A 21,724-nucleotide genomic window follows, 5' to 3' on the forward strand; every position below is an offset into this window, starting at 1 on the left:
AAAAAATCAACATATCAAACAATGAAACGTCTTACTATCATCTTCGCCCTTATTGCCACCCTTGGCCTAACGGCATGGAAATTATCTTCTAACAAAGAAAAAGTAGAAAAGAAAGTGTATCAGCCTGATGTAAACCTAAAGGTTGGTGTCACTACGTCAGTAGCAGCGCTAAGAAATTTATCTCAAGAAAGTGAGTTTTTAGGTTCTTTTACGCCTAATCGTGAAATTGAAATTAAGCCTTTGGCAGGTGGAGAAGTGATTCAATTGCCTATCAATGAAGGTCAAGGCGTAAGAGCTGGACAATTGATTGCTAAATTGGATGACGAACAAATACGTTTTCAAATTGAAGCATTGCAGGTAACCCTAGAAGGCTATCAGAATGATTTAAAACGTTATGAAGTATTAGTAAAAGGTGATGCCGTGCCAGCAGTAAACTTAGAAAGAACTCAATTGAGTATCAGAGGAACGCAAGCTCAAATCAAGCAATTGAAGAAACAATTAGAGAATACCGTGATTACAACTCCTTTTTCAGGGATTGTTACTTCAAAAATGATTGAGAAGGGTTCAGTAGTATCGATGGGTGCACCTATTGCTAAAATCACAGATATATCTTCTTTAAAATTAGTAGTAAGTATTCCTGAAAAATCAATTAATCAATTCAGAGTTGGTCAATCAATCTCTATCGAAACGCAAGTATACCCTAACGTATACTTCAAGGGTAAGGTAAATATGGTAGGTGTTGAAGGCGATGCCGCTCATAATTATCCTGTCGAAATCATCGTTCAAAATGGTAATAACAACCCTTTGAAAGCGGGTATGTATGGTTCAATTGTGAATGAAAACCAATTGAAAGCACAAACGTTGGCAGTACCCCGTCAGGCAATTGTTGGTTCTACTAAAAAAGCACAGGTTTACATTATTGAAAACGGAAAGGCTGTGTTGAAAGACGTAACAATCGGTGTGACAAACAATGAATATTACGAGATTACTAAAGGAATAAAAGAAGGTGACCAAGTAATTGTAAGTGGACAAATTAACTTACAAAATGGTACGCCTGTAGTGGCTCAATAAATCTAACAATTAAGCTAATGAAATTCGTAGAAACCATCATAAAACGCCCTTCTGTTATTATAGTACTATTTGCTGTGTTAGTATTAGGAGGGGTAGTATCGTATAATAAGTTGAGTTATGTATTATTGCCAGAGTTTTCAATTGGAACATTAACGATTACAACCATCTATCCAGGGGCAGCACCTACGGAGGTGGAATCGGAAGTGAGTAAAAAGATTGAAGATGCTATTTCTGGACTTGATAATATAGATATCGTTACCTCAAAATCTTTAGAAAGTGCCTCTATCGTTATTGTACAATTCAAAGCTGGAACCGATATGGATAAGGCGATGGAAGATGCACAAAGAGATGTGAATAATATAGTTAGTGATTTGCCAGAGGATGCTAAAACACCATCTCTTTCAAAAATATCACCGAGCGACCAGCCAATTATGCAGTTGTTGGCTACCTCAAGCTTACCGAATTCAGTTTTTTATCAGCAAGTGGAAGACAAATATCTACCTGTTCTTCAGCAAATACAAGGTGTTGCCGAAATCACGATGGTAGGAGGAGAGAAACGTGAGATTCGTGTAAACGTAGATGATGATAAATTGAATTATTATGGCTTATCATTGCTTCAGGTAACCCAAGCGATTGACCAAGCTAATTTAGATTTCCCGACTGGTAAAGTGAAGAGTAAAGCTGAAAACATGACTTTGCGTTTGGCTGGTAAATTTACTTCACTAGACGAAATCAGAAATTTAGTCATTGCTACTCCACCTAATGGAAGTCCGATTCGTGTAGCAGACGTTGCCAATATTACAGATGGGTTAGGTGAAATAGAAAGTATTAGCCGTTATAACGGTACTGATGGGATTGGTCTATTTATCAAGAAACAATCTGATGCCAATGCTGTAGAAATTAGCCGATTAGTTCAGGAAAAACTAGCTGCTATTGAAAAAGCAAATGCTAGTGATAAAGTAAAATTTGCCATCGCTTACGACAGCAGTATTTTTACCCTAGCGTCTGTAGAAGCTGTAACGCACGATTTATTTCTGGCTGTTATCTTGGTGGCAGTAGTAATGCTTTTGTTTTTGCATAGTTTCCGTAATGCTTTTATCGTAATGGTCTCAGTGCCTGCTTCGTTGATTTCTGCCTTTTTGTTTATGTATCTAATGGGCTATTCACTGAACTTGATGACATTGTTGGCGCTTTCATTGGTAATTGGTATTTTGGTGGATGACTCTATCGTGGTCTTAGAAAATATTCAAAGACACTTAGAAATGGGCAAAAATCGTTGGGATGCCACCCTTGATGGGATGAGCGAAATCGGGTTTGCCGCTGTAGCTATTACGCTTGTAATTGTGGTAGTTTTCGTGCCAATTACGTTTGTGAACTCAGTAATTGCTGATTTACTTCGCCAGTTTTCATTGACAGTTGCCTTTGCTACGATGGTCAGTTTATTAGTAAGTTTTACCCTTACTCCTTGGATGACCTCCCGTTTAGCAAGACTAGAACACCTAAATCCTAAGAATCCTTTCCAAGCTTTTTTATTGTGGTTTGAAAGTGGATTAACAGCCCTGATAAAATGGTATCATAGTAGTTTAGAATGGGTGCTTTCACACAAAATAGCCTTTACCGCCATTTTAGTGTCACTTTTTGTGGCAACAGGGTGGGTGATGTCCCTTGGCATTATTGGTCAAGAGTTCGTGGCTCAGGGCGACCAAGGTAAGTTTTTGTTGACGATGAAACTTGATAAAAGTGCTTCATTACAACAAAACAACCTGAAAGTGAGAGAAGTAGAGACGTATTTGCATAAGAATCCAGCTGTTAAAACGATATTCTCGAACATTGGTGGCGCTAGTACAGGCTTGAATAGTACGGGTCAAGGTGAAACTAACCGAAGCGAATTGACAGTTGAATTAAAACCTGTTGAAGAACGCGAGAAGCACCAAGCTACGGAAGATTTTATGATTGATTTACGCAAGGAATTAGGTCAGAAATTTGCAGGGGTAGAATTTAATTCTTCAATCATTGGCATGGTTAACTCAGGGTCAGCACCTATCGAAATATTTTTAGGAGGGGAACATTTAGACCAATTGTTGGTAGCTGCTAAAGATTTGAGTAATCGCTTAAGAACCACTCCTGGAGCCAACGATATAAATATTTCTGTAGATGATGGAAACCCAGAAGTACAAGTAAATGTAGATCGTGAGAAAATGGCGAAACTGGGACTAAACATCCAAACAGTAGGTGCAACCTTACAGAATGCTTTTGCAGGTAACGACGATTCGCAATTTAAAGATGGTTCAGAAGACTATGACATTAGAATTATGTTGGACGCCTTCGACCGTAAGAACCCAGAAGATGTAAAAAATATTAATTTTTACAGTCCTATAGCAGCTCGCCCTGTTCGTTTAGCCGAATTTGCTAATGTTTCTTTAAGCACTGGGCCTTCTATTTTAGAAAGAAAGAACAGACGTTCATCGGTTACCGTAACAGCCAATACGTTGGGGCTTGGTTCAGGAACATTGATTGCCGCCATTAAAGCAGATTTAGTCAAAAATCCGTTGCCAAGTAATGTAACGCTTACATGGGGAGGAGATGCTAAAAACCAAGACGAAGGCTTTGGCTCATTAGGATTGGCCATGTTAGCGGCGTTAGTTTTGGTGTATTTCATCATGGTTTTGTTATATGATAGCTTTATTTATCCTTTAGTAGTATTGCTTTCTATACCAGTGGCAGTCATTGGAGCATTACTTGCCTTAGCACTTTCAAGTTCAAATATTGGGATTTTTGCAATGCTTGGTATGTTGATGTTGATGGGGTTAGTAGTAAAGAACGCTATCTTGATTGTTGACTTTGCTAATCAGCAAAAAGCAGAAGGCGTACCCTTCCGCAAAGCGATATTATATGCAGGAGAAGAGCGTTTGCGTCCTATCTTAATGACTACCATTGCCATGGTAATTGGTATGATTCCTATTGCTACGGCAAGTGGTGCTGGTGCCGAATGGAAAAACTCGTTAGCGTGGGTGTTGATAGGTGGTTTAACTAGCTCAATGTTACTTACAGTGTACTTAGTACCAATGGTTTATTACTTAGTAGATAGACTAAAAGAGAGTTGGACTAAATTTAGAATGAAATCCAATAAAGACGTACCCGCTGTACAATTTGTTGATTAATTTATTTTTTTAATTAAACCTTATTATTGTTTATTAGTCTAATTACCTATGGCATAGTTTTTTTAGTATACTATAAGGTATGTCTTTACATCTAATAACTGATAATAAGGTTTAATTAGTATTATTATTAACCAGCTTAATGATACTTAAATGAAATAAAAAACTGTAAAATTTTCTTTTCATTAAATTATTAATATAAGTCATTTTTTTTAGACTCTAAATAAGATACACTTGTTTCGTAAAAGTTTTGTAAAATAATTTTTTTGTACTATTCCTTGTTTTAATAGACCGTTTTTAGGGGTAAAAAAATTTTAAATCTAAGGGTAAAAACTTTGAACCTTTTAAAAGTTTCCATAGTTTATTTTATTAGAGTAATAATTAATCTAAATACTTTTTTTAAATCATATACAGATAATGCTGTATGTATAATTCGAAGAAACCGAGTATACCAATATGTCCGTTTTTTGAATTTTCTTCGTCGCATTTTTAAAATTTTAATCGTATGAAAGACATCATTGTACAACCAGCCACAGGTAAATTGGGAATTTTAATGCCAGGTATGGGTGCCGTTGCAACTACATTTGTTGCAGGCGTTCTTGCAAGCCGCAAGGGCATCGCTCAACCTACAGGCTCTCTTACTCAAACTGCTAATATCCGTCTTGGAAAACGCACAGAGAATAGAAATCCAAAAATCAAAGATTTTGTGCCTTTAGCTAATTTAAATGATTTAGTATTTGGTGGATGGGATGTATATGCCGACAGCATGTATGATGCTGCTGTGAATGCCGGAGTACTGGAAAGGGGATTAATCGAACAAGTGAAAGATGAGCTTGAAGTGATTAAACCAATGAAAGCCGTTTTTGATAAACGTTATGTGAAAAACCTTGACGGCGAAAACGTAAAAACTGGCGCAACTAAACAAGAATTGGTTGAAGCGTTGCTTGAAGACATTGACAACTTCAAAATTGCTAATGACTGCGAACGTTTAGTAATGGTTTGGTGTGGTTCTACTGAAATTTATCATGAAGCTAAAGAAGTTCACGCATCTTTAGAAAACTTTGAGGCTGGTCTTTTGAACAACGACCCAGACATCGCTCCTTCAATGATGTATGCTTATGCAGCCTTGAAATCAAATGTTCCTTTTGCTATGGGTGCTCCTAACTTATGTTTAGATATCCCTGCTTTAGAAGAACTAGCAAGAATTACAGGAACACCAATAGCAGGTAAAGATTTCAAAACTGGTCAGACATTGATGAAAACCATCGTTGCGCCAGGTCTTAGAGCTCGTGCTTTGGGTGTTAGAGGTTGGTTCTCAACCAATATCTTAGGAAACAGAGATGGTTTGGTATTGGATGCTCCTGAAAACTTCAAAACGAAAGAAGTATCTAAAGGAAACGTATTAGACGGTATTTTGGATGCTAATATCAATCCAGAATTGTACGGTGATATTCACCATAAAGTAAGAATAGAATATTATCCACCACTAGGTGATAACAAAGAAGGTTGGGATAACATCGACATCTTTGGATGGTTGGGGTACCAAATGCAAATCAAAATCAATTTCCTTTGCCGTGACTCTATCTTGGCAGCACCAATTGTACTTGATTTAGCAATATTTCTAGACCTTGCTCAAAGAGCAAACTTATCAGGCGTTCAAGAATGGCTATCATTCTACTGGAAAGCTCCGCAAACATTACCAGAATTAGAGCCAATTCATGATATTTTCAAACAATTGGAAAAATTAGAAAATACACTTCGTTATTTAATGGGCGAAGAACTAATCACTAATCTTGGTATGGACTATTATCAAGATGTTGATGCAGAAGTAGAACTCTAATTAGTTACCCAATAAAAGAAATGGCTCTTGCTCATGTAAAATTTCAAGAGCCATTTTTCTATTATGTTGAATTTTCATAAAATCTTTGCTTCCGGACTCGGATTAGGATTTATCCCAAAAGGTTCGGGAACTTTCGGAGCATTGTTGGCTTGTGCTATTGTAGCAGGAGTTTTTCGTTTGGTAAACGATACTTTTTATTACCATCTAACCTTAATTGTATTAACAGTAGTATTTACATTCGTAGGCAGATGGTCGTCTGCCATCATGGAAACACACTGGGGCGAAGATGCTTCTAAAATAGTAATCGACGAAGTGGCTGGAATGTGTCTAAGTTTATGCTTCATCCCATTTTCATGGCAAAATCTACTGATAGCATTTATCTTATTCAGATTCTTTGATATATATAAACCATTCAATATTAGAAGTTTTGAAAAATATGGTAATGGTTGGGGTGTAATGCTTGATGATGTAATGGCAGGAATTTGGGCAAATGGATGTTTACAAGTAATCATCTTTTTCCTGTGAGCGATGTCTAATTTTTTCAAACCTTTATTCCGTTTTGTTCCAGTTTCAGGTCTTGCAACCTTTGTAGATTTTGGTACTTCTTATTTAGTGCTTCACTACCTAAGTTTTTCTTATGCATGGTCTACAATTGCAGGAAATGTTGCTGGTGGAATCATTGGTTTTGTTTTGTCTAGGCTATGGGTATTTCAAGATTCAAAAACTGAAAAGAGCCAATGGCAATTAATGAAATATATACTTGTTTCGATGGGAAGTTCAGTAATGAACACCCTTGGTGTTTTAGGCCTCAGTAAAATTATAACAGCAGATTATCTAATCATAAGGGCATTAGTCGGGACGTTCGTATTCGTAGTCTATAGTTATGGATTGAACAGATTGTTCGTGTTTAATGCAAAAAATCATGAAAAAATATCTATTTAATAATATAATAGCAAACCACTTTAATAGTAATATTACTTTACGAACAGTATGCTATTTATTTTTGAGCATCGCTTCAATATCGTCTGTATTCGGACAACAACAAACGAAAGTAAAAGGGAAAATCATTGATAGCAAAACCAATGAGGCTATTCCCTTTGTGAATATCATTGTACAAGGTACAAAGCAAGGCATTCAGACAGATATCAATGGTAACTATACTATGGATATTCAAGATGGGCAAGCTACAAAAATCCAATTTTCATCTATTGGCTATAAAACTGAAGTGAAGACTTTTAAAAGAGATATAAGCCAAACAATCTCTATTAAATTAATTCCTCAGTCGCAAAACTTAACAGAAGTAACTGTAAAGGCTAAAAAAGAAAAGTACCGTAATAAAGATAATCCAGCAGTAATTTTAATCAGAAAGGTAATTGCTCACCGCGATGAAAACCGTAAGGAGGGATTAGACTATTATCAATACGAGAAATACGAAAAGGTACAATTAAACCTAAACAATATTGATGAAGATTATAAGAAGAAGAAAATGTTCAAAAATTTTCAATTTATCTTCGATAATCTTGATACTTCAAAAACGACTGGTAATGTTTCATTACCGCTTTATTTAAAAGAGACTGTAGCAGATGTGTATTTTAGGAAAAATCCGAAGGATGAGAAGGTATATATCAAAGGCGAGAAAAAAATTGGGTTAGACCAATACATTGATAACAATGGTATCGCCTCATATATCAATCGTTTGTATGAAGATATTAATATCTATGATAGTAATATTAGCTTACTGACAAACCAATTTATCAGTCCGATTTCTAATTTATCGCCTACTTTTTACAGATTTGTTATTTTAGATACACTTCAATTCCAAAATATGAAGTGTGTTAATTTAGGATTTTCTCCACGTAACCCTTCAGACTTCGCTTTTGTTGGGAATATGTATATTTCGTTAGATTCTAATTTCTCTGTTAGAAAAGTAAAATTAGGTGTGCCAAGAAGCATCAATCTTAATTTTGTAAACGAACTTTTGGTGGATCAAGAATTTGTTCCTGTGGAGGATAACAAGCTGATGCTTGCTAAAGATGAAATTTCAATCGACTTTGGTTTTAGTAAAAAAGAAAATAAAAGAGGAATTTTAGGAAAACGGTCGGTTTCTTATCAAAACTATGTACTGAATAAACCTATCGAGAACAGTATCTTTAAGCCTATTCAAAAGAATGTATTAATGGATATGGCTTTGGATAAAAGTGATGATTTTTGGGCGTCTGCTCGTCATCAAGGACTAAGCAGTGTTGAAAAAGGGATTTACCAAATGGCTGATAGTATTCAGCAAGTACCTTCTTTTAAGCGGTTTATGACTATCGCTGGATTGGTTTTGTTTGGATACAAAGATTTTGGTGATTTTGAGATTGGTCCTGCCAATGCATTTTATAGTTTTAACCCAGTGGAAGGATTCCGACTGCGTTTTGGGGGTAGAACGATGGCAAAATTGAATCCGAAATTGTATTTAGAAACCTATGCAGCGTATGGTTTTAAAGACGAACGTTGGAAAGGTTATCTTGGGGTTACTTATAACTTAGGTAATAATTCAATCTATGAGTTTCCGAATAATTATCTACGAGTTTCTTATCAAGATGAAGTCAGAATTCCAGGACAAGAATTACAGTTTATTCAGGAAGATAACGTTTTGTTATCTTTCAAAAGAGGGATAAACGATAAGATGACATACAACAAAATTTTCCGTTTAGACTATCGTCATGAGTCAAGAAGTGGCATTAGTTACGAATTAGGGTATAAAAATCTTACGCAAGAAGCAGCAGGTTCATTGACATTTGAAAGATATGCCAGTGCTAATCCTTCACCTGATGTTAAGCCTTATAATGAAAAGGATTTAACAAGTTCTGAAGTATCGGTCAACTTAAAGTTTGCTCCGAATGAGCAATTCTATCAAGGTAAAAACTATAGAATTCCGATTATCAACAAGTATCCGATTTTCCAATTACGCTATAGTTTAGGCATTGCCAATTTCTTGAAAGGAGATTATAATTATCATAACCTCACTTTCAGAGCCAACAAGCGTTTCTTTATATCACCCATTGGTTATACCGATATTACGGCTGAAGGAGGAAAGATTTTTGGAACAGTGCCTTATCCGTTATTGATAATTCACCGTGCTAACCAATCTTATTCATATCAGTTAGAGTCATATAACTTGATGAACTTCTTAGAGTTTGCCTCAGATAAATATGCGGCTCTATTTGTAGACCATTATTTCAATGGATTTATTTTTAATAAATTACCTCTTATCAAAAAACTAAAGCTTAGAGAAGTGATTACTTTCAAGGGGCTTTGGGGAGGGATAAGTGCTAAAAATTTGCCTGAGAACAATTTAAGTTTGTATCGTTTCCCAGAAGCGGCTGATGGTACAGTCTTAACTAACTCATTAGCAAACGGGCCTTATATGGAAGCTAGCGTTGGTGTATCTAATATTTTTAAAGTATTTAGGATAGACTTGGTAAAACGACTTTCGTATTTGGATCATCCTAATGTATCTGAATACGGAATTCGTGGTAGATTTAAATTTGATTTTTAATACTCCAAATAATCTCTTAAAGCTATGTATACATTAAAATCTGTGGGACAACAAGTAATTTATCAAATTATCAATCCCTTTATTAAATTATTAATTGTGCTAAAAATAACGCCAAATGTCATTACAACGATTGGCCTAATCCTTAATGTGTTAGCCGCAGGTATTTTTATCTATGCTGCTGAGGCTACATTCAGGGGAGACTTTAGTTATATAGGTTGGGGCGGAGCAATGATTTTGTTTGCTGGGGTGTTTGATATGATTGATGGAAGGCTGGCACGTGTAGGCAATATGTCTAGTAAATTTGGTGCTTTCTACGATTCTGTATTAGACAGATATAGCGAAATGTTCATGTTTTTAGGCATTTGTTATTACCTCATTTCTCATCATTATTTATTCAGTTCATTCTTTGCTTTTTTAGCATTGATTGGCTCGTCGATGGTAAGCTATACACGTTCAAGAGCCGAAGGGCTAGGCGTGAAGTGTGATATTGGCTGGATGCAACGCCCTGAAAGAATTGTTATTATTGGTGGCTCTGCTTTGCTTTGTGGTATTTTAGCACCCATCATAGGAAATGATTTTAAAATTCAAGGCTTAGAACCTAATATTCCTTGGTTTGAAACCATCTCAATTTTTACAATTCCGATGTCAATTGTGGCAGTATTGTCAAATTATACAGCCCTACAAAGAATTGAACATACCAAAAAGTCTTTGGCTGAAAATGAAAAATAGACAATTACAAAGGCTTTTAATAGCTAGTATAATCCTTACTTTAATAACAAGTTTTTCACCCATTAATTATCCTAAAGTGCCAGATTCGCCTGTTAGGTTATTCTACATCCAACGAAGTGCTAATATAAACACCATTGTTTATGATGCTAATTTATTGCCGAATGGAGATTTTGATAAAGAAAATCCTATCAGCGTATATTGGATACGTTATCAGGAGCAAGGGCAAAAAAAGGAGCTTACTTGGATACAGAATTTTCTAGCTTATGGAATTAGTGCTAAAGAAACTACCCGAGAAAATGATTTTGACGCTTGGGTAGTTTCTTATAAAAAAAGAAAACTGAAAGTAGGATTTGACAAGAATAGAAAGCCTTGTGCACAATTAGAAATTAACCACAAACTAGCTAGGTTAGATCATGTTTTTGTGAAAACAGAAGGGAGTAATCTTCGACCAAAAGTACTTTACGTTGAAGTTTTTGGAAAAGACATGACTACTGGAGAAGATATTTATGAAAAAATTAAGCCTTGATTTTTGGGCACTTGACGAGAGTAAAAGTTTTTTAAGGTTTACTCAGAAGAATATTATACTCACGTTATTAATTAGTGTTGGTTATTTTATCTGGTTTGGTCAAGTAATCGCCTATCGTCCAGAACATTCCGTTCTTTACTTTTTACTACTTTTTTTATTCTATTGCAATAGTATTACACGTAGCTTTATGAAAGCTATGTTTCCTTTTGTAATATTTTGGGTAGTGTATGATTCCCTCAGGATAATTCCCAATTACACGATTAATCCTATCCATATTCAACAGCCCTATCTTCTTGAAAAGTTTTTGTTTGGGGTAAATGATAATGGTGTTAGAATAACGCTCAACGAGTATTTTACTAAATACCATACTACTTTTTTAGATTTATTATCGGGACTATTTTACATCAATTGGGTACCTGTGCCATTGTTGTTTGGTATTTATGTCTTTTTGAAAGACAAAACCATCATGTATAGTTTTGCCTATTGTTTTCTGTTTGTTAACCTGATTGGCTTTTGTGTTTATTATATTTACCCAGCCGCTCCGCCTTGGTATGTTGCCGAATATGGCTTTACCGAACACTTCAATATTATGGGTAATGTAGGTAACTTAAAGTACTTTGATGCGTTAGTAGGTAGTCCTATTTTTAAAGGTATTTATGAAAAAAATGCCAATGTTTTTGCAGCGATGCCCTCATTACATTCAGCTTATCCTTTGATAGTATTGTATTTTGCGATTCAGAAAAAGATGGGCAAATTCATTATTTTCTTCGTAGTGTTTTGTTTAGGTATTTGGGGCTCGGCAGTCTATTCAAATCACCATTATGTCATAGATGTATTGGCGGGTATTAGCTGTGCTGTTTTAGGAATAACGCTATTTAATGTTTTCGTGCGTAAACCCATGATCAAATACATTTTACCCTTATAAAAACTACCTTAGAACCTCGGCTATTAAATAGCCATTGTTAAGTGATATAAATACTAAATTTTAAATATGAAATATTGTACTATTCTAATAAAATGTACGGTATATGAACAAAATATATAATAATTCCGTTATATTTGTGTTGTAGAAGTAAAATATAATCAATAAAAATATGGAAACTTTAGGTTATCTAGCTGGTATCTTAACTACCATCGCTTTTGTGCCACAAGTAATACAGATTTATAAAACGAAATCTGCCAAAGATATATCATTAGCGATGTTTCTTTTGTTTACTTTAGGCGTAACATTCTGGCTAGTATATGGAATAAGTGCAAATGCTGTTCCTGTAATTGCTGCCAACGCTATCACGTTGATGCTATCATTAGTGATTCTGTTTTTTAAATATAAATACAGAAAATCAGTCTAAAAATCTTTAAATGTCCTTCTGCGAAGGTCGTTTAAAGATTTTTATGTTTACTCTTTGCCCTCATTTGTCTCATCAATTGTTCCAATTAATTGCTGTCCCAATCTTGTTATAGCCGATAAAGTATCTTTATCAATTATCTCTCCGTTTTGGTTAATCTTTGACCTGATATATTGTACTAACAATTGTAATTGGTCTATATTTTTGGCTTCAATGACTTTAAGTACTTCCAAAAGTGCCTTATGACCAGACGTCCCGTCAGTGGAGGCAGTAATTAAAAGCGTTGGTTTTCCTGAAAATTCCCCCGAACCTACCGTCCAGTCAATCGCATTTTTTAAGGTGCCGGGAATACCATGAGCATATTCAGGCGTACAAATAATTACCCCATCTGCTTGGCTGATTAGCTCTCTGAAAATGGTAACTTGATTATCAATGTGTGCATCCTTAATATCAGGATTGAAATGTGGAATTTTTTCGATACCATCAAATACACTCAGCTCAATTTGGTCTGTAAATATCGTAGCAATAGCATGTAGTAATTTATGATTAGAAGAATTAACACGGGTACTGCCAGAAATGCCTAAAATTCTTTTTTTAATTTTCATTGATTGAATATGTGCTTAGATAAGTTATCATTTGATTGATAACAATTTTTAAGACATTTAATCCCGCAATTTCAAATTTTTTAATGCTTTATTTACTGTCTCGGCTATACGTTCTACCTTCGTCTCTTCTTTTTTAGCAGCATAAATCCAATCGATATAGCCTTGTTGTTCGCTTTCAGAAAATGAAAGGAAATTCTTAAGTGCTTCGGGCTCATCTTCTAAACAGAGTAATAAATCTTTAGGAACATCAATAGGGTCATTATCAGCAAAGAGGGTAACATGAATCCAGTCGCCTTCTTGTTTACCTATTTTTTTCCTGATTTCAGCCCTTACAGGCAAAAAGAGTTTCCCATCTTTCATCGGCATCAAATTGTAGCTTTTTATTTCAAAATCATCAATAGTGCCTTTAACTTTTACCCATCCAAAATAAGCTTTTTTATCAGGTGGAATTTCTGCAATCACAGTATATGTCCACCCACCTTTCCCGGGGAACTTTTCAAGCAAATATTTTTTATCAACTAATGGCTTTTCCAAGGTTTGATGATTTGGTTTTAATAAATGATACTCGAAAGTTTAGAAAATTAATTAAAATGACGGACTGAAAACTCATCCTAAAATAAAAAAAAAGAAGGCTTTAAAGTTTTGAATTAATTTAGAAAATAGCTAGGTTGCTTTTGTGATATTAATAAAATTATTTAAATAATTCTATAAACATTTGAACCATTAATTAAACCATGAAAAAAGTATTTGTTCTATCACTCTTAGTCTTTTTTAACTTTAGCACTTTTGCTAATTTAGAATACATAGACCTTCAAAAAATTAGTAATGAAAGTAAATGTGTAAATGCTTTTAACAGCCTTAAAGTTGGTTTGCCATTTTATGAACAATGGAGTCCTGAATGGAAACATAACAAGCCTAAAAAAGAAGTTATTAATACGCTTCAAGAACATTATAAAACCTTCTCTGCGATAAGTACCAAGAATGAGGATTTATACCTTTTATTGGGTGAAATTGCTCATTTCCTTTATAATCTCGAGGATTCTGCTAGTCATCGATTAGCAGTTGTAAATTATAATCTAGCCATTGAACAGCATCCAAAGAGTTTTCGTGGCTATTGGTTTTTAGGATATCATTATGCACAATCTGCTAATATAGATTTAGCAATTGATAATTTCTATAAAGGGCAAGAACTGCTACCTAAAGAACAACAGCCAGCTGCTTTTTGGGAAGAATTTGCCTTAACAACAACAATGGCTAATATGCCCTCCCATTCAATTTTTGCGATGGATAAGGTAAAAGCTATCACTGGAAAAGAGGGATATTTTGAAACGATGTTGGGGCAGATTATTAGGAAAAAAATCAAAGTATTAGATAAAGATAAGACCTATACCGATAAGGATATTTGGGAGGCTACAAAGGGTGAGTTAATGACTTTTACTTCTCGTGCGATGGGAATAAGTGTATTAGTTGATACTAAATGGGTGATAAACTTAACAAATTATGATAAAGGTCAATGTGCATTTATAATGATTCCACCAGACATTGTTAATAAGAAAGGCAAAAAAGTCGGATATACCATAGCCATTATTATGAAGGTGGCAAATGAGAATGAGAAGCTAGAAAATTTTATTAGTACTCTATTACTTACCAATAAGAAGGCTAATGTAAAGCAAATATCATTCTCGGATAAATACGATAATTTAATAGCTTATGAAGAACGAAACCCTAAGTTATATTCCAACCGAGGTGGGGCACATGTTTATACATTAGGGTTGGAAAGTAAAGAACCCGAATATCCTGGACTATTGTTAGAAAAACCAAGTGTTATATCCAACAATGGCGAAGCTGGCAAAAATAACTATTATAGTTCACCAGAAAGTAATGATAGATTTAAGGGAAGAATATTTTATTCTTTTATGCTTGATACTTGCGAAGATATACATGAGGAGTCTTTAGCTATCTTTAAAAATCTATTTGAAAAACTGACTGTAATTGAGTAGTTTAATCTTTGTAGCTAAGTAATTCACCATGAATGATTCAATCAAAACCGTTGATGCATTTTATCTTCAACAGGCTGAACCTATAAAATCGTGTTTCCTTGCATTACAAAAGATTATTTGTTCGCAAGACCCTGAGATAACTAACGTAATGAAATATGGGATGCCTTTTTTCTGCTATAAGGGGAAAATGTTTTGCTATCTCTGGATTCATAAAAAATATAAACAGCCGTATATTGGTTTTGTAGAAGGTAAAAGTATAGAACATCCTGCCCTTATGATTGAAAAACGTTCTAGAATGAAAATCATGTTGTTAGACCCAAATGAAGATTTACCCTTAGAGACTATTGAAATGCTCTTAAAACAGCTATTAGCTTTGTATAGATAAATACAAAAATTCCCAAGACTTATTAAGTCTTGGGAATTTTTGCTTTACCTAATTTTCTCTTAATCCTAAGCAGGTTGCAGTCTGGTAGTTACTGCTACTCTATTCCAAGCATTAATGCCTATAATTGCCACAATGATATTTGATAGATAATTTTCATCAAACAATTCTCTTGCTTTTTGATAAGTAGCATCCGAAACGCCTGACTGACTAATCAATGTTATTTCTTCTGTAAGGGCAAGGATTGCTTTTTCTTCTTCGGTAAATAACGTAGTTTCTTTCCAAGCATTTAGTAAATAAATACGCTGTTCTGTTTCACCATATTTTCGGGCATCTTTGGTATGCATATTAATACAGAAAGCACAGCCATTGATTTGAGAAGCTCTGATTTTAATCAACTCTTTGTGTGTATTCGTTAATGTTGTCCCTTGCAAATACTTGTCTATCCCTAATAATGCTTTATAAGCCTCAGGCTCAGTTTGTAAAATGTTGATTCTATTGTCCATTTTTGTGTTGTTTTAAATATGGAACAAAGCTATTCAAGCCCAAACCGAAAAAAGATAAACTGGTTTAAGAAAAACATTTACAACCTGTTTTTTCGTATTTCACTCAGGTATTCAGGCGTAAAGCCAAGGTAAGATGCTAGCATATATTGCGGAATACGTTGAATAAATTCAGGGAAAAGGGTACTGAAATGATGGAAGCTTTCTACTTTAGAAAAAGTATAGAGATACTTAAATCTAACCTGTGATGCTGAATAAGCTTTTTCAATAATCAACCTAAAATACCTTTCTAATTGAGGAAGCTCTTGAAAAAGTTGTTCTCGCAAATGATATTCAACAACATAAAGGACTGAATTTTCGACTGGCTGAATATAAAATTGCGAAGGACTTTGGGTATTGAAACTCGTGAAGTCGCTCATCCACCAATTTTCAATCGCAAATTGAGTAATCTGCTCGACACCCTTATCATCTACAAAAAACAAGCGCATACAACCTTTTTCAACAAAATACAGCGATTTGCAAATTTGTCCTTCTGTCAATAAATTGGTCTTCTTCTTTACAGACAAAGGTTTTGTATACTTCAAGAGTATTTGAATTTCTTCTTCATTTAATGCAACGTATTTTAAGATATGTTTTACAAGATTAGGATACATATTCATATAAGTAATCAATACTATTTAAGTAACGTTTTCATATGTTGTAAACAGTTGATAACTAGTGATTTGAAATGCTACAGCGACGGCAGACAGTTTACCAATCACTATTTACTAATCACTACTTACCATTATTCTGCTGAAAATTCTTTAAGGCCTTCTATTTCTTTAAAAATCTTTATTTCCCAATTTCTTTGCTTATCAGGAATGGTACCATAACTAGTATCGAGTCCGTATTCTACTTTTCTTTTGGCTAGGTCGTTCATAATTTGGGCATTGATGTCATCAATTTTTATTTTTCCTAATACCAATGCCTTTCTGTTATCATAAACAAACTTACGGAATTGCCTGATATAGATTTCACTTAAATCAAACAATGTTTGTTGGTATCGCACAGAGATTTCACTGTTGTGAGTAGTATCTATCCAAGAGGCATTCTTGATGAAACAGTTGGTAATTTGCCTTTTGTAATCTCTAGACAAGCTCAGAAAAGTACTTATTTTATAATCATAACTAAATTGAGCTGAAGAAAATGAATTAGTACTGTTGGCTATTTTTATTTGAAAATCATCGATAGTTAATCGCCTTTTTTGTGACCAGCAGACAAGATTAGGGTCATTATTAGATTTTTGTGCTAAAGAAGAAAAAGTATAAATAATGGTAAAGAATAACAGATAATATTTCATAGTTCAAGCATTTGAGTGTTGTTTTTCTAGAAACGGCAAGATGCTAAGAATATTCTATATTCAATAAAGAGTGGATAAAATTTGATTTATCAATCCTTTCCCACAAGTATTTACGTAAATGTTAAAACAAAATACTTCATAAAACATTTATCAAGTTATAAAGCATTATCAGATGAATCAGCTAAAGTATATTGCCTTTTGTGTGTTTTTACTGCTGGCTTGTAGTTCAACAGAAGAAAAAATGTATGTTCCTCAGAATCCAACATCAGGTGGTCAACCAATTGTGGATGTACCTACTATCAATAAATCTTTTCTAGCGTTAGGTGATTCATACACTATCGGACAAAGCGTTCCCGAAAAAGACCGCTGGTCAGTGCTTTTAAATAATCTATTGTCTACTCAATATCAAATTACTCCTCACGATATTATTGCCCAAACTGGATGGACTACCCAAGAGCTAATGCAGGGTATTACCAGAAGAAACCTTACGCAACAATACGATATGGTTTCGTTATTAATTGGCGTAAATAACCAATATCGTGGACTAAGTTTGGAACAATACCGTACTGAATTTCGTGAATTGTTGAAAATTTGTGCCAATTTTGCTAAGAATGATTATCAAAAAGTAATGGTGCTTTCAATTCCTGACTGGGGCGTTTCGCCCGCAGGACAAAATGCCGACAGCGCCAAAATAGCTAAAGAAATAGATGCTTTTAATAGTGTAGCAGAGGAGGAATGTAAAAAAGTAGGAGTAGCTTTTATTGATATTACCAGTATCAGCAGACAAAATACTGACGCTTCGATGTTTGCCAGTGATGGCTTACACTTCTCAGGAAAAATGCATCAACTTTGGGCTATGAAAGCACAAAGTACGGCATTGAGTATCCTGAAAAAGTAATTATTAATGAGCTTTCAAAAATTCAGTACTCAATATCAACGTGAGTGCTATTCCTGCTACTAAACTTGATAAAATGAGGTTCCAATCGTGTTTTTTTACCCTAAAAATATCTAATAACAAAGAGCTAACAATCAACGAAAGCAATACAATCAATAGTTGCCCGATTTCTAAACCCAAATTAAAAGATAATAGTGGTTGCCAGATACTTTCTTCTTTTCCTAATAAGCTCCTCAGGTAATTTGAAAAGCCCATTCCATGTATTAAACCAAAGAGCATCGCCATCGGATAACGCAGTACAGATGATTTTTCTATTTGTGAAGGACGTTCAGCAGATTTATGAAATAAATTGATAAAACAAGTAAGAAAAATACTGACAGGAATTAAAAATTCAATCAAATCGGTACTATAAGTAATCAGTTGAAGGGTAGCCAAGGCTAAGGTAAGTGAGTGCCCAATGGTGAAAGCCGTTATTAGAAAGGCCACTTTTTTTAAATCCTTCAGTCGAAAAATAGCACAGAGTGCTATTACAAACAAAATATGGTCGTAACCGTTGATGTCTGTAATGTGTTGAAAACCAAGCTTGAAAAATGTTTGAAAGTCTGACATGTTGATGATTATTTACCTTTGTGGTTAGATATTCACAAAAGTAAATATTTTAAATTGAATTTCATTTAAAATCATATCGGGGTACAACCTATTGATTCTGGTTGTAAATTGCATGAAATTTTAAATCCATGAACACCAAAAACTACATAGCGTTGTTGCTGTTGGTATTGATTAGCGTAAAAACGCTGCTCGTACCTGTAGTGTATTTGGATTTTGAATTAAGGAAAGATTACATCATCCAGAACCTTTGTGAAAACCGTTTAAAACCACAACTGAATTGTAATGGGCATTGCTATTTGGCCAAGAAACTTCAGAAAGTGGCAGAAGACAATGCTACCAAAGAAACACAAAAACAAGGACAGTCTATCAAGAAAATCTTGGAAGAAGTGTTTGATGCGGAGCCACTTTTCACTTTAGATTGGGCTTTTGTAAATCCTCCTACAAAATCTAATTACACTTTTCTTACTGAAAACTCAGTAAGCGTTAGTTCTTCTCTTTTTCATCCTCCGATAGTCTAATCAGTTTTATTGTTTCGTTTTAATTTTTGAGGAGAAGTGTATTGTCTTCACAGTAATTCTTTTGCCTTGAAAATAAATAACGAACAAAATTCCATTTTCTTTCAAGTACTATCACTGTAATGTATTCCAAATACAACTGTTAGCTTTTTTGTATGATTGCTTGCGTCAATCGTATTGATTTTCTCGTACTCTATTACGAGAACCTTTTCTCCATGACTTTAGCATGGAGAAACAATACCTTAAAAGCCAACTAGACTATAAAAATTAAAGATGAAAAACATATTCAATCTTATTATCGTCATTTTATTGACGATATCTTCAACTCTTGCCCAAAACATTATAAAAGGTAAAATTTTTGACAATTCCACCAAAGAACCCGTAGTTGGTGCTTCTGTAAAAGCACTAGGTACTCATGCAGGAACTACTACCAATATTAATGGTGAATTTTCCTTCAATGTTACCGAGCACATCAATAAAATTAGTGTTTCGAGCATTGGTTTTCAAACGTTGGAAGTGGATTATAGCACCGAAAAGGTATTATCTATTTCGTTAGAACCTTCTGTAGAAAACCTCCAACAAGTAGTAGTAACAGCTAATCGTGAGGCTAGTTTAAGAACTCAAGCTCCAGTAGCGATTTCTAAATTATCATCAACATTAATAAACGATGCCAAACCTACTAGTATGTACGAAATCATCAACAAGACGCCGGGCGTAGTGATGATGAACTATAATAATGAACAACATGGCATGGGTATTCGTCAGCCAATGGGAACTTCTGCTTACTTTTTATATTTAGAAGACGGCGTACCGATTAGACCAATGGGGGTTTTTAACCATAATGCCATTATTGAAATGAACGTGTTTTCTGTTTCTTCGGTAGAAGTAGTAAAAGGGCCAGCGTCATCATTATATGGACCAGAGGCTGTAGGCGGAGCAATTAATTTTATTACACAACGTCCAACAGCTGTGCCTACCGCTCGTGTAGGTATCCAGTTTGATAATTACGGCTACAAGAGAATACAATATGGTGCAGGAGCGACAGTCGGGAAATTTGGTTTATACTTAGGTGGATACGTAGCCAAACAAGTGAATTCTTGGCAGTCTAGTAGTGATTTTGATAAGACTTCTTTTAATGCACGAGCAGAGTATAAAATTTCTGACAAAACTCGCTTTGTCAGCACGTTGGCTTATAATGATTATTATTCCCAAACAGGGGGTAGTGTAGACTCTATCGCATTTTATAAAAGAGAGTATTCTTCTACTGCCGATTTTACCTATAGAAAAGTATTGGCTACCCGTGCTAAAATTTCTTTAGAACACGCTTGGAATGCGAATGCAGAAACTACTGTTACGCCATACTATCGTAATAATTCAGTCGGACAGAATCCAAGTTACTCTATTAGATGGACAACAGGAGCAAACACAGCCAAAGGTGAAATCAATGATAATTCATTTACATCTTATGGCGTTTTGGCACAACATTCACAGAAATTCGATTTCTTAAAGGCTCGTTTGTTAGTGGGGGGGACTTACGATTATTCAACGAATCCATACCGTTCTTACACAATTGACCTTGCAGCTAAATTACGTGCTGATGGAAAATCGGTAGAGAAATATACTTTGGTGAAAGAAAACCCAGATGTTTTTGTAGCTAAATACGATGCTAAAATATTTAATACTGGTTTGTTCTCGCAGTTTGATTTTGAACCTATTCAAAAACTAAGATTATCCATAGGACTTCGTTACGACCGTATGTCGTTCGACTATTTGAATTATTTAGATAACAATGCAACAGGCACAAAAGAGTATAGCCAAGTAACGCCCAAAATCGGGGCAACGTATGATTTAGGCAATGGAAAAGGTATTTATGCTAATTACTCACAAGGCTTCTCGCCTCCAGGCTTAACAGCCGTTTTCCGTAAAACCCCTACTGGTAGTGCTAATCCATTTTACTATAATTTAACGCCAGCTTATTTCGACAACAAAGAAGTAGGAGGATGGGCGTCGTTCTTGGATAATAAGATTTATATTGACGTTGCCTATTATGAAATGAATGGTAAGAATGAATTATTAAGTATTCGTCAGCCCGACAATTCTACAGATTATCAGTCTGCTGGAAAAACTTTGCACAAAGGTATCGAGTACGGCATTACATATAAACCTAGTTCAGAATGGTTTATCCGTTTTGGAGGAACAAATGCCGTTCACCGTTTTATTGAATTTACCTTAAGTACGAAATCTTCGGATTTAGTGAAAGATGTAAACGGTAAAGATATGCCTTCTGCTCCTTCGTTTATTGCCAATTCTGAAATTACTTATAAACCAAAATGGGCAAAGGGTTTACGTACTGCTATCGAATGGCAACGTTTGTCATCGTATTACCAAAATCAAACCAATACGGTTATGTATAACGACAAAACTGCTTTCGGTCTTTCGGGTGTAAGCGTGTTGAATTTCCGTGCTGGGTACAATTTCAAAGGCATTGAGGTATTTACCAACATCATGAACTTGACAGATGAGTTATACGCCAATCAGGCTTCTAGAGGTAACAATGCTACTGACAGAACTACCTATACGCCAGCCGCTCCACGTACTGTGGTGATTGGCTTGCAATACAATTTTACGGGGAAATGATAATTGTGATTTAGTGAATTGTGAA

21 protein-coding genes are annotated in these 21,724 nt (G+C 34.8%); 15 read left to right on the forward strand and 6 right to left on the reverse strand.

The window, feature by feature from the left end:
- The first annotated feature begins 21 nt into the window (after positions 1 to 21).
- The 10 genes from J2Y60_RS01665 (at position 22) to J2Y60_RS01710 (ending at position 12,217) form a co-directional block, all read left to right on the forward strand.
- Positions 22 to 1,071: an efflux RND transporter periplasmic adaptor subunit gene (locus tag J2Y60_RS01665; RefSeq protein ID WP_309912383.1), complete on the forward strand. Its 1,050-nt coding sequence runs from the start codon at positions 22 to 24 to the stop codon at positions 1,069 to 1,071.
- Positions 1,072 to 1,088: 17 nt separating this feature from the next.
- A complete protein-coding gene (locus tag J2Y60_RS01670) occupies positions 1,089 to 4,232 on the forward strand; it encodes an efflux RND transporter permease subunit (protein ID WP_309912381.1) in 3,144 nt (1,047 codons plus the stop codon).
- A 502-nt stretch (positions 4,233 to 4,734) separates the two neighbouring features.
- A complete protein-coding gene (locus J2Y60_RS01675) occupies positions 4,735 to 6,069 on the forward strand; it encodes an inositol-3-phosphate synthase (protein WP_309912379.1) in 1,335 nt (444 codons plus the stop codon).
- Positions 6,070 to 6,132: 63 nt separating this feature from the next.
- Positions 6,133 to 6,594 (forward strand): phosphatidylglycerophosphatase A, encoded by a 462-nt coding sequence (locus tag J2Y60_RS01680; protein WP_309912377.1) that lies wholly within the window; start codon positions 6,133 to 6,135, stop codon positions 6,592 to 6,594.
- Positions 6,595 to 6,597: 3 nt separating this feature from the next.
- A complete protein-coding gene (locus J2Y60_RS01685; protein ID WP_309912375.1) occupies positions 6,598 to 7,011 on the forward strand; it encodes a GtrA family protein in 414 nt (137 codons plus the stop codon).
- Positions 6,992 to 9,613, forward strand: coding sequence for a DUF5686 family protein (locus J2Y60_RS01690; RefSeq protein WP_309912372.1), 2,622 nt, complete (start codon positions 6,992 to 6,994; stop codon positions 9,611 to 9,613). The genes J2Y60_RS01685 and J2Y60_RS01690 overlap by 20 nt, the downstream gene beginning before the upstream one ends.
- 24 nt (positions 9,614 to 9,637) lie before the next feature.
- The gene (locus J2Y60_RS01695; RefSeq protein ID WP_309912370.1) at positions 9,638 to 10,342 is read left to right on the forward strand and encodes a CDP-alcohol phosphatidyltransferase family protein; all 705 of its coding nucleotides are present in this window, start codon (positions 9,638 to 9,640) and stop codon (positions 10,340 to 10,342) included.
- On the forward strand, positions 10,332 to 10,868 hold the full coding sequence (locus tag J2Y60_RS01700) for a DUF4833 domain-containing protein (RefSeq protein WP_309912368.1): 537 nt from the start codon (positions 10,332 to 10,334) through the stop codon (positions 10,866 to 10,868). Before J2Y60_RS01695 ends, J2Y60_RS01700 begins: the two co-directional genes overlap by 11 nt.
- Positions 10,849 to 11,793 carry a phosphatase PAP2 family protein gene (locus tag J2Y60_RS01705; RefSeq protein ID WP_309912366.1) on the forward strand — a complete coding sequence of 315 codons (945 nt, stop codon included), beginning with the start codon at positions 10,849 to 10,851 and terminating at the stop codon, positions 11,791 to 11,793. Before J2Y60_RS01700 ends, J2Y60_RS01705 begins: the two co-directional genes overlap by 20 nt.
- A 169-nt stretch (positions 11,794 to 11,962) precedes the next feature.
- On the forward strand, positions 11,963 to 12,217 hold the full coding sequence (locus J2Y60_RS01710) for a SemiSWEET transporter (RefSeq protein ID WP_309912364.1): 255 nt from the start codon (positions 11,963 to 11,965) through the stop codon (positions 12,215 to 12,217).
- A gap of 47 nt (positions 12,218 to 12,264) precedes the next feature.
- On the opposite strand, the gene J2Y60_RS01715 is transcribed toward J2Y60_RS01710, so the two are convergent.
- Positions 12,265 to 12,819: an NADPH-dependent FMN reductase gene (locus tag J2Y60_RS01715; RefSeq protein ID WP_309912362.1), complete on the reverse strand. Its 555-nt coding sequence runs from the start codon at positions 12,817 to 12,819 to the stop codon at positions 12,265 to 12,267.
- Between the two features lie 57 nt (positions 12,820 to 12,876).
- Positions 12,877 to 13,353, reverse strand: a complete 477-nt coding sequence (locus J2Y60_RS01720; RefSeq protein WP_309912360.1) for a YdeI/OmpD-associated family protein — start codon at positions 13,351 to 13,353, stop codon at positions 12,877 to 12,879.
- 200 nt (positions 13,354 to 13,553) lie between these two features.
- Here J2Y60_RS01720 and J2Y60_RS01725 point away from each other — a divergent pair, with 200 nt between their 5' ends.
- The gene (locus tag J2Y60_RS01725) at positions 13,554 to 14,819 is read left to right on the forward strand and encodes a hypothetical protein (RefSeq protein ID WP_309912359.1); all 1,266 of its coding nucleotides are present in this window, start codon (positions 13,554 to 13,556) and stop codon (positions 14,817 to 14,819) included.
- 28 nt (positions 14,820 to 14,847) lie between these two features.
- On the forward strand, positions 14,848 to 15,204 hold the full coding sequence (locus J2Y60_RS01730) for a DUF1801 domain-containing protein (RefSeq protein ID WP_309912358.1): 357 nt from the start codon (positions 14,848 to 14,850) through the stop codon (positions 15,202 to 15,204).
- A 65-nt stretch (positions 15,205 to 15,269) separates the two neighbouring features.
- On the opposite strand, the gene J2Y60_RS01735 is transcribed toward J2Y60_RS01730, so the two are convergent.
- The 3 genes from J2Y60_RS01735 to J2Y60_RS01745 all read right to left on the reverse strand — a co-directional run bounded on the left by J2Y60_RS01735 (position 15,270) and on the right by J2Y60_RS01745 (position 17,043).
- Complete coding sequence (locus tag J2Y60_RS01735; protein WP_309912357.1) at positions 15,270 to 15,707, reverse strand: carboxymuconolactone decarboxylase family protein; 438 nt, start codon at positions 15,705 to 15,707, stop codon at positions 15,270 to 15,272.
- Positions 15,708 to 15,784: 77 nt separating this feature from the next.
- Entirely contained in the window at positions 15,785 to 16,357 is a 573-nt protein-coding gene (locus tag J2Y60_RS01740) for a Crp/Fnr family transcriptional regulator (RefSeq protein WP_309912356.1), read from the reverse strand.
- A 131-nt stretch (positions 16,358 to 16,488) separates the two neighbouring features.
- Positions 16,489 to 17,043, reverse strand: coding sequence for a hypothetical protein (locus tag J2Y60_RS01745; protein ID WP_309912355.1), 555 nt, complete (start codon positions 17,041 to 17,043; stop codon positions 16,489 to 16,491).
- Between the two features lie 172 nt (positions 17,044 to 17,215).
- On the opposite strand from J2Y60_RS01745, the gene J2Y60_RS01750 reads away from it, so the two are divergent.
- Positions 17,216 to 17,941, forward strand: a complete 726-nt coding sequence (locus J2Y60_RS01750) for an SGNH/GDSL hydrolase family protein (protein ID WP_309912353.1) — start codon at positions 17,216 to 17,218, stop codon at positions 17,939 to 17,941.
- A 3-nt stretch (positions 17,942 to 17,944) separates the two neighbouring features.
- Here J2Y60_RS01750 and J2Y60_RS01755 read toward each other — a convergent pair whose 3' ends face one another.
- Positions 17,945 to 18,547, reverse strand: coding sequence for a HupE/UreJ family protein (locus tag J2Y60_RS01755; RefSeq protein WP_309912351.1), 603 nt, complete (start codon positions 18,545 to 18,547; stop codon positions 17,945 to 17,947).
- A 128-nt stretch (positions 18,548 to 18,675) separates the two neighbouring features.
- On the opposite strand from J2Y60_RS01755, the gene J2Y60_RS01760 reads away from it, so the two are divergent.
- Together J2Y60_RS01760 and J2Y60_RS01765 are read left to right on the forward strand one after the other, a co-directional pair.
- A complete protein-coding gene (locus J2Y60_RS01760; protein ID WP_309912349.1) occupies positions 18,676 to 19,065 on the forward strand; it encodes a hypothetical protein in 390 nt (129 codons plus the stop codon).
- A 270-nt stretch (positions 19,066 to 19,335) separates the two neighbouring features.
- The gene (locus tag J2Y60_RS01765) at positions 19,336 to 21,699 is read left to right on the forward strand and encodes a TonB-dependent receptor (RefSeq protein WP_309912346.1); all 2,364 of its coding nucleotides are present in this window, start codon (positions 19,336 to 19,338) and stop codon (positions 21,697 to 21,699) included.
- The last annotated feature ends 25 nt before the right edge of the window (positions 21,700 to 21,724 follow it).

The sequence above is a fragment of the Arcicella sp. BE140 genome (assembly GCF_031456255.1).
GTDB classification, from domain to species: domain Bacteria; phylum Bacteroidota; class Bacteroidia; order Cytophagales; family Spirosomataceae; genus Arcicella; species Arcicella aquatica.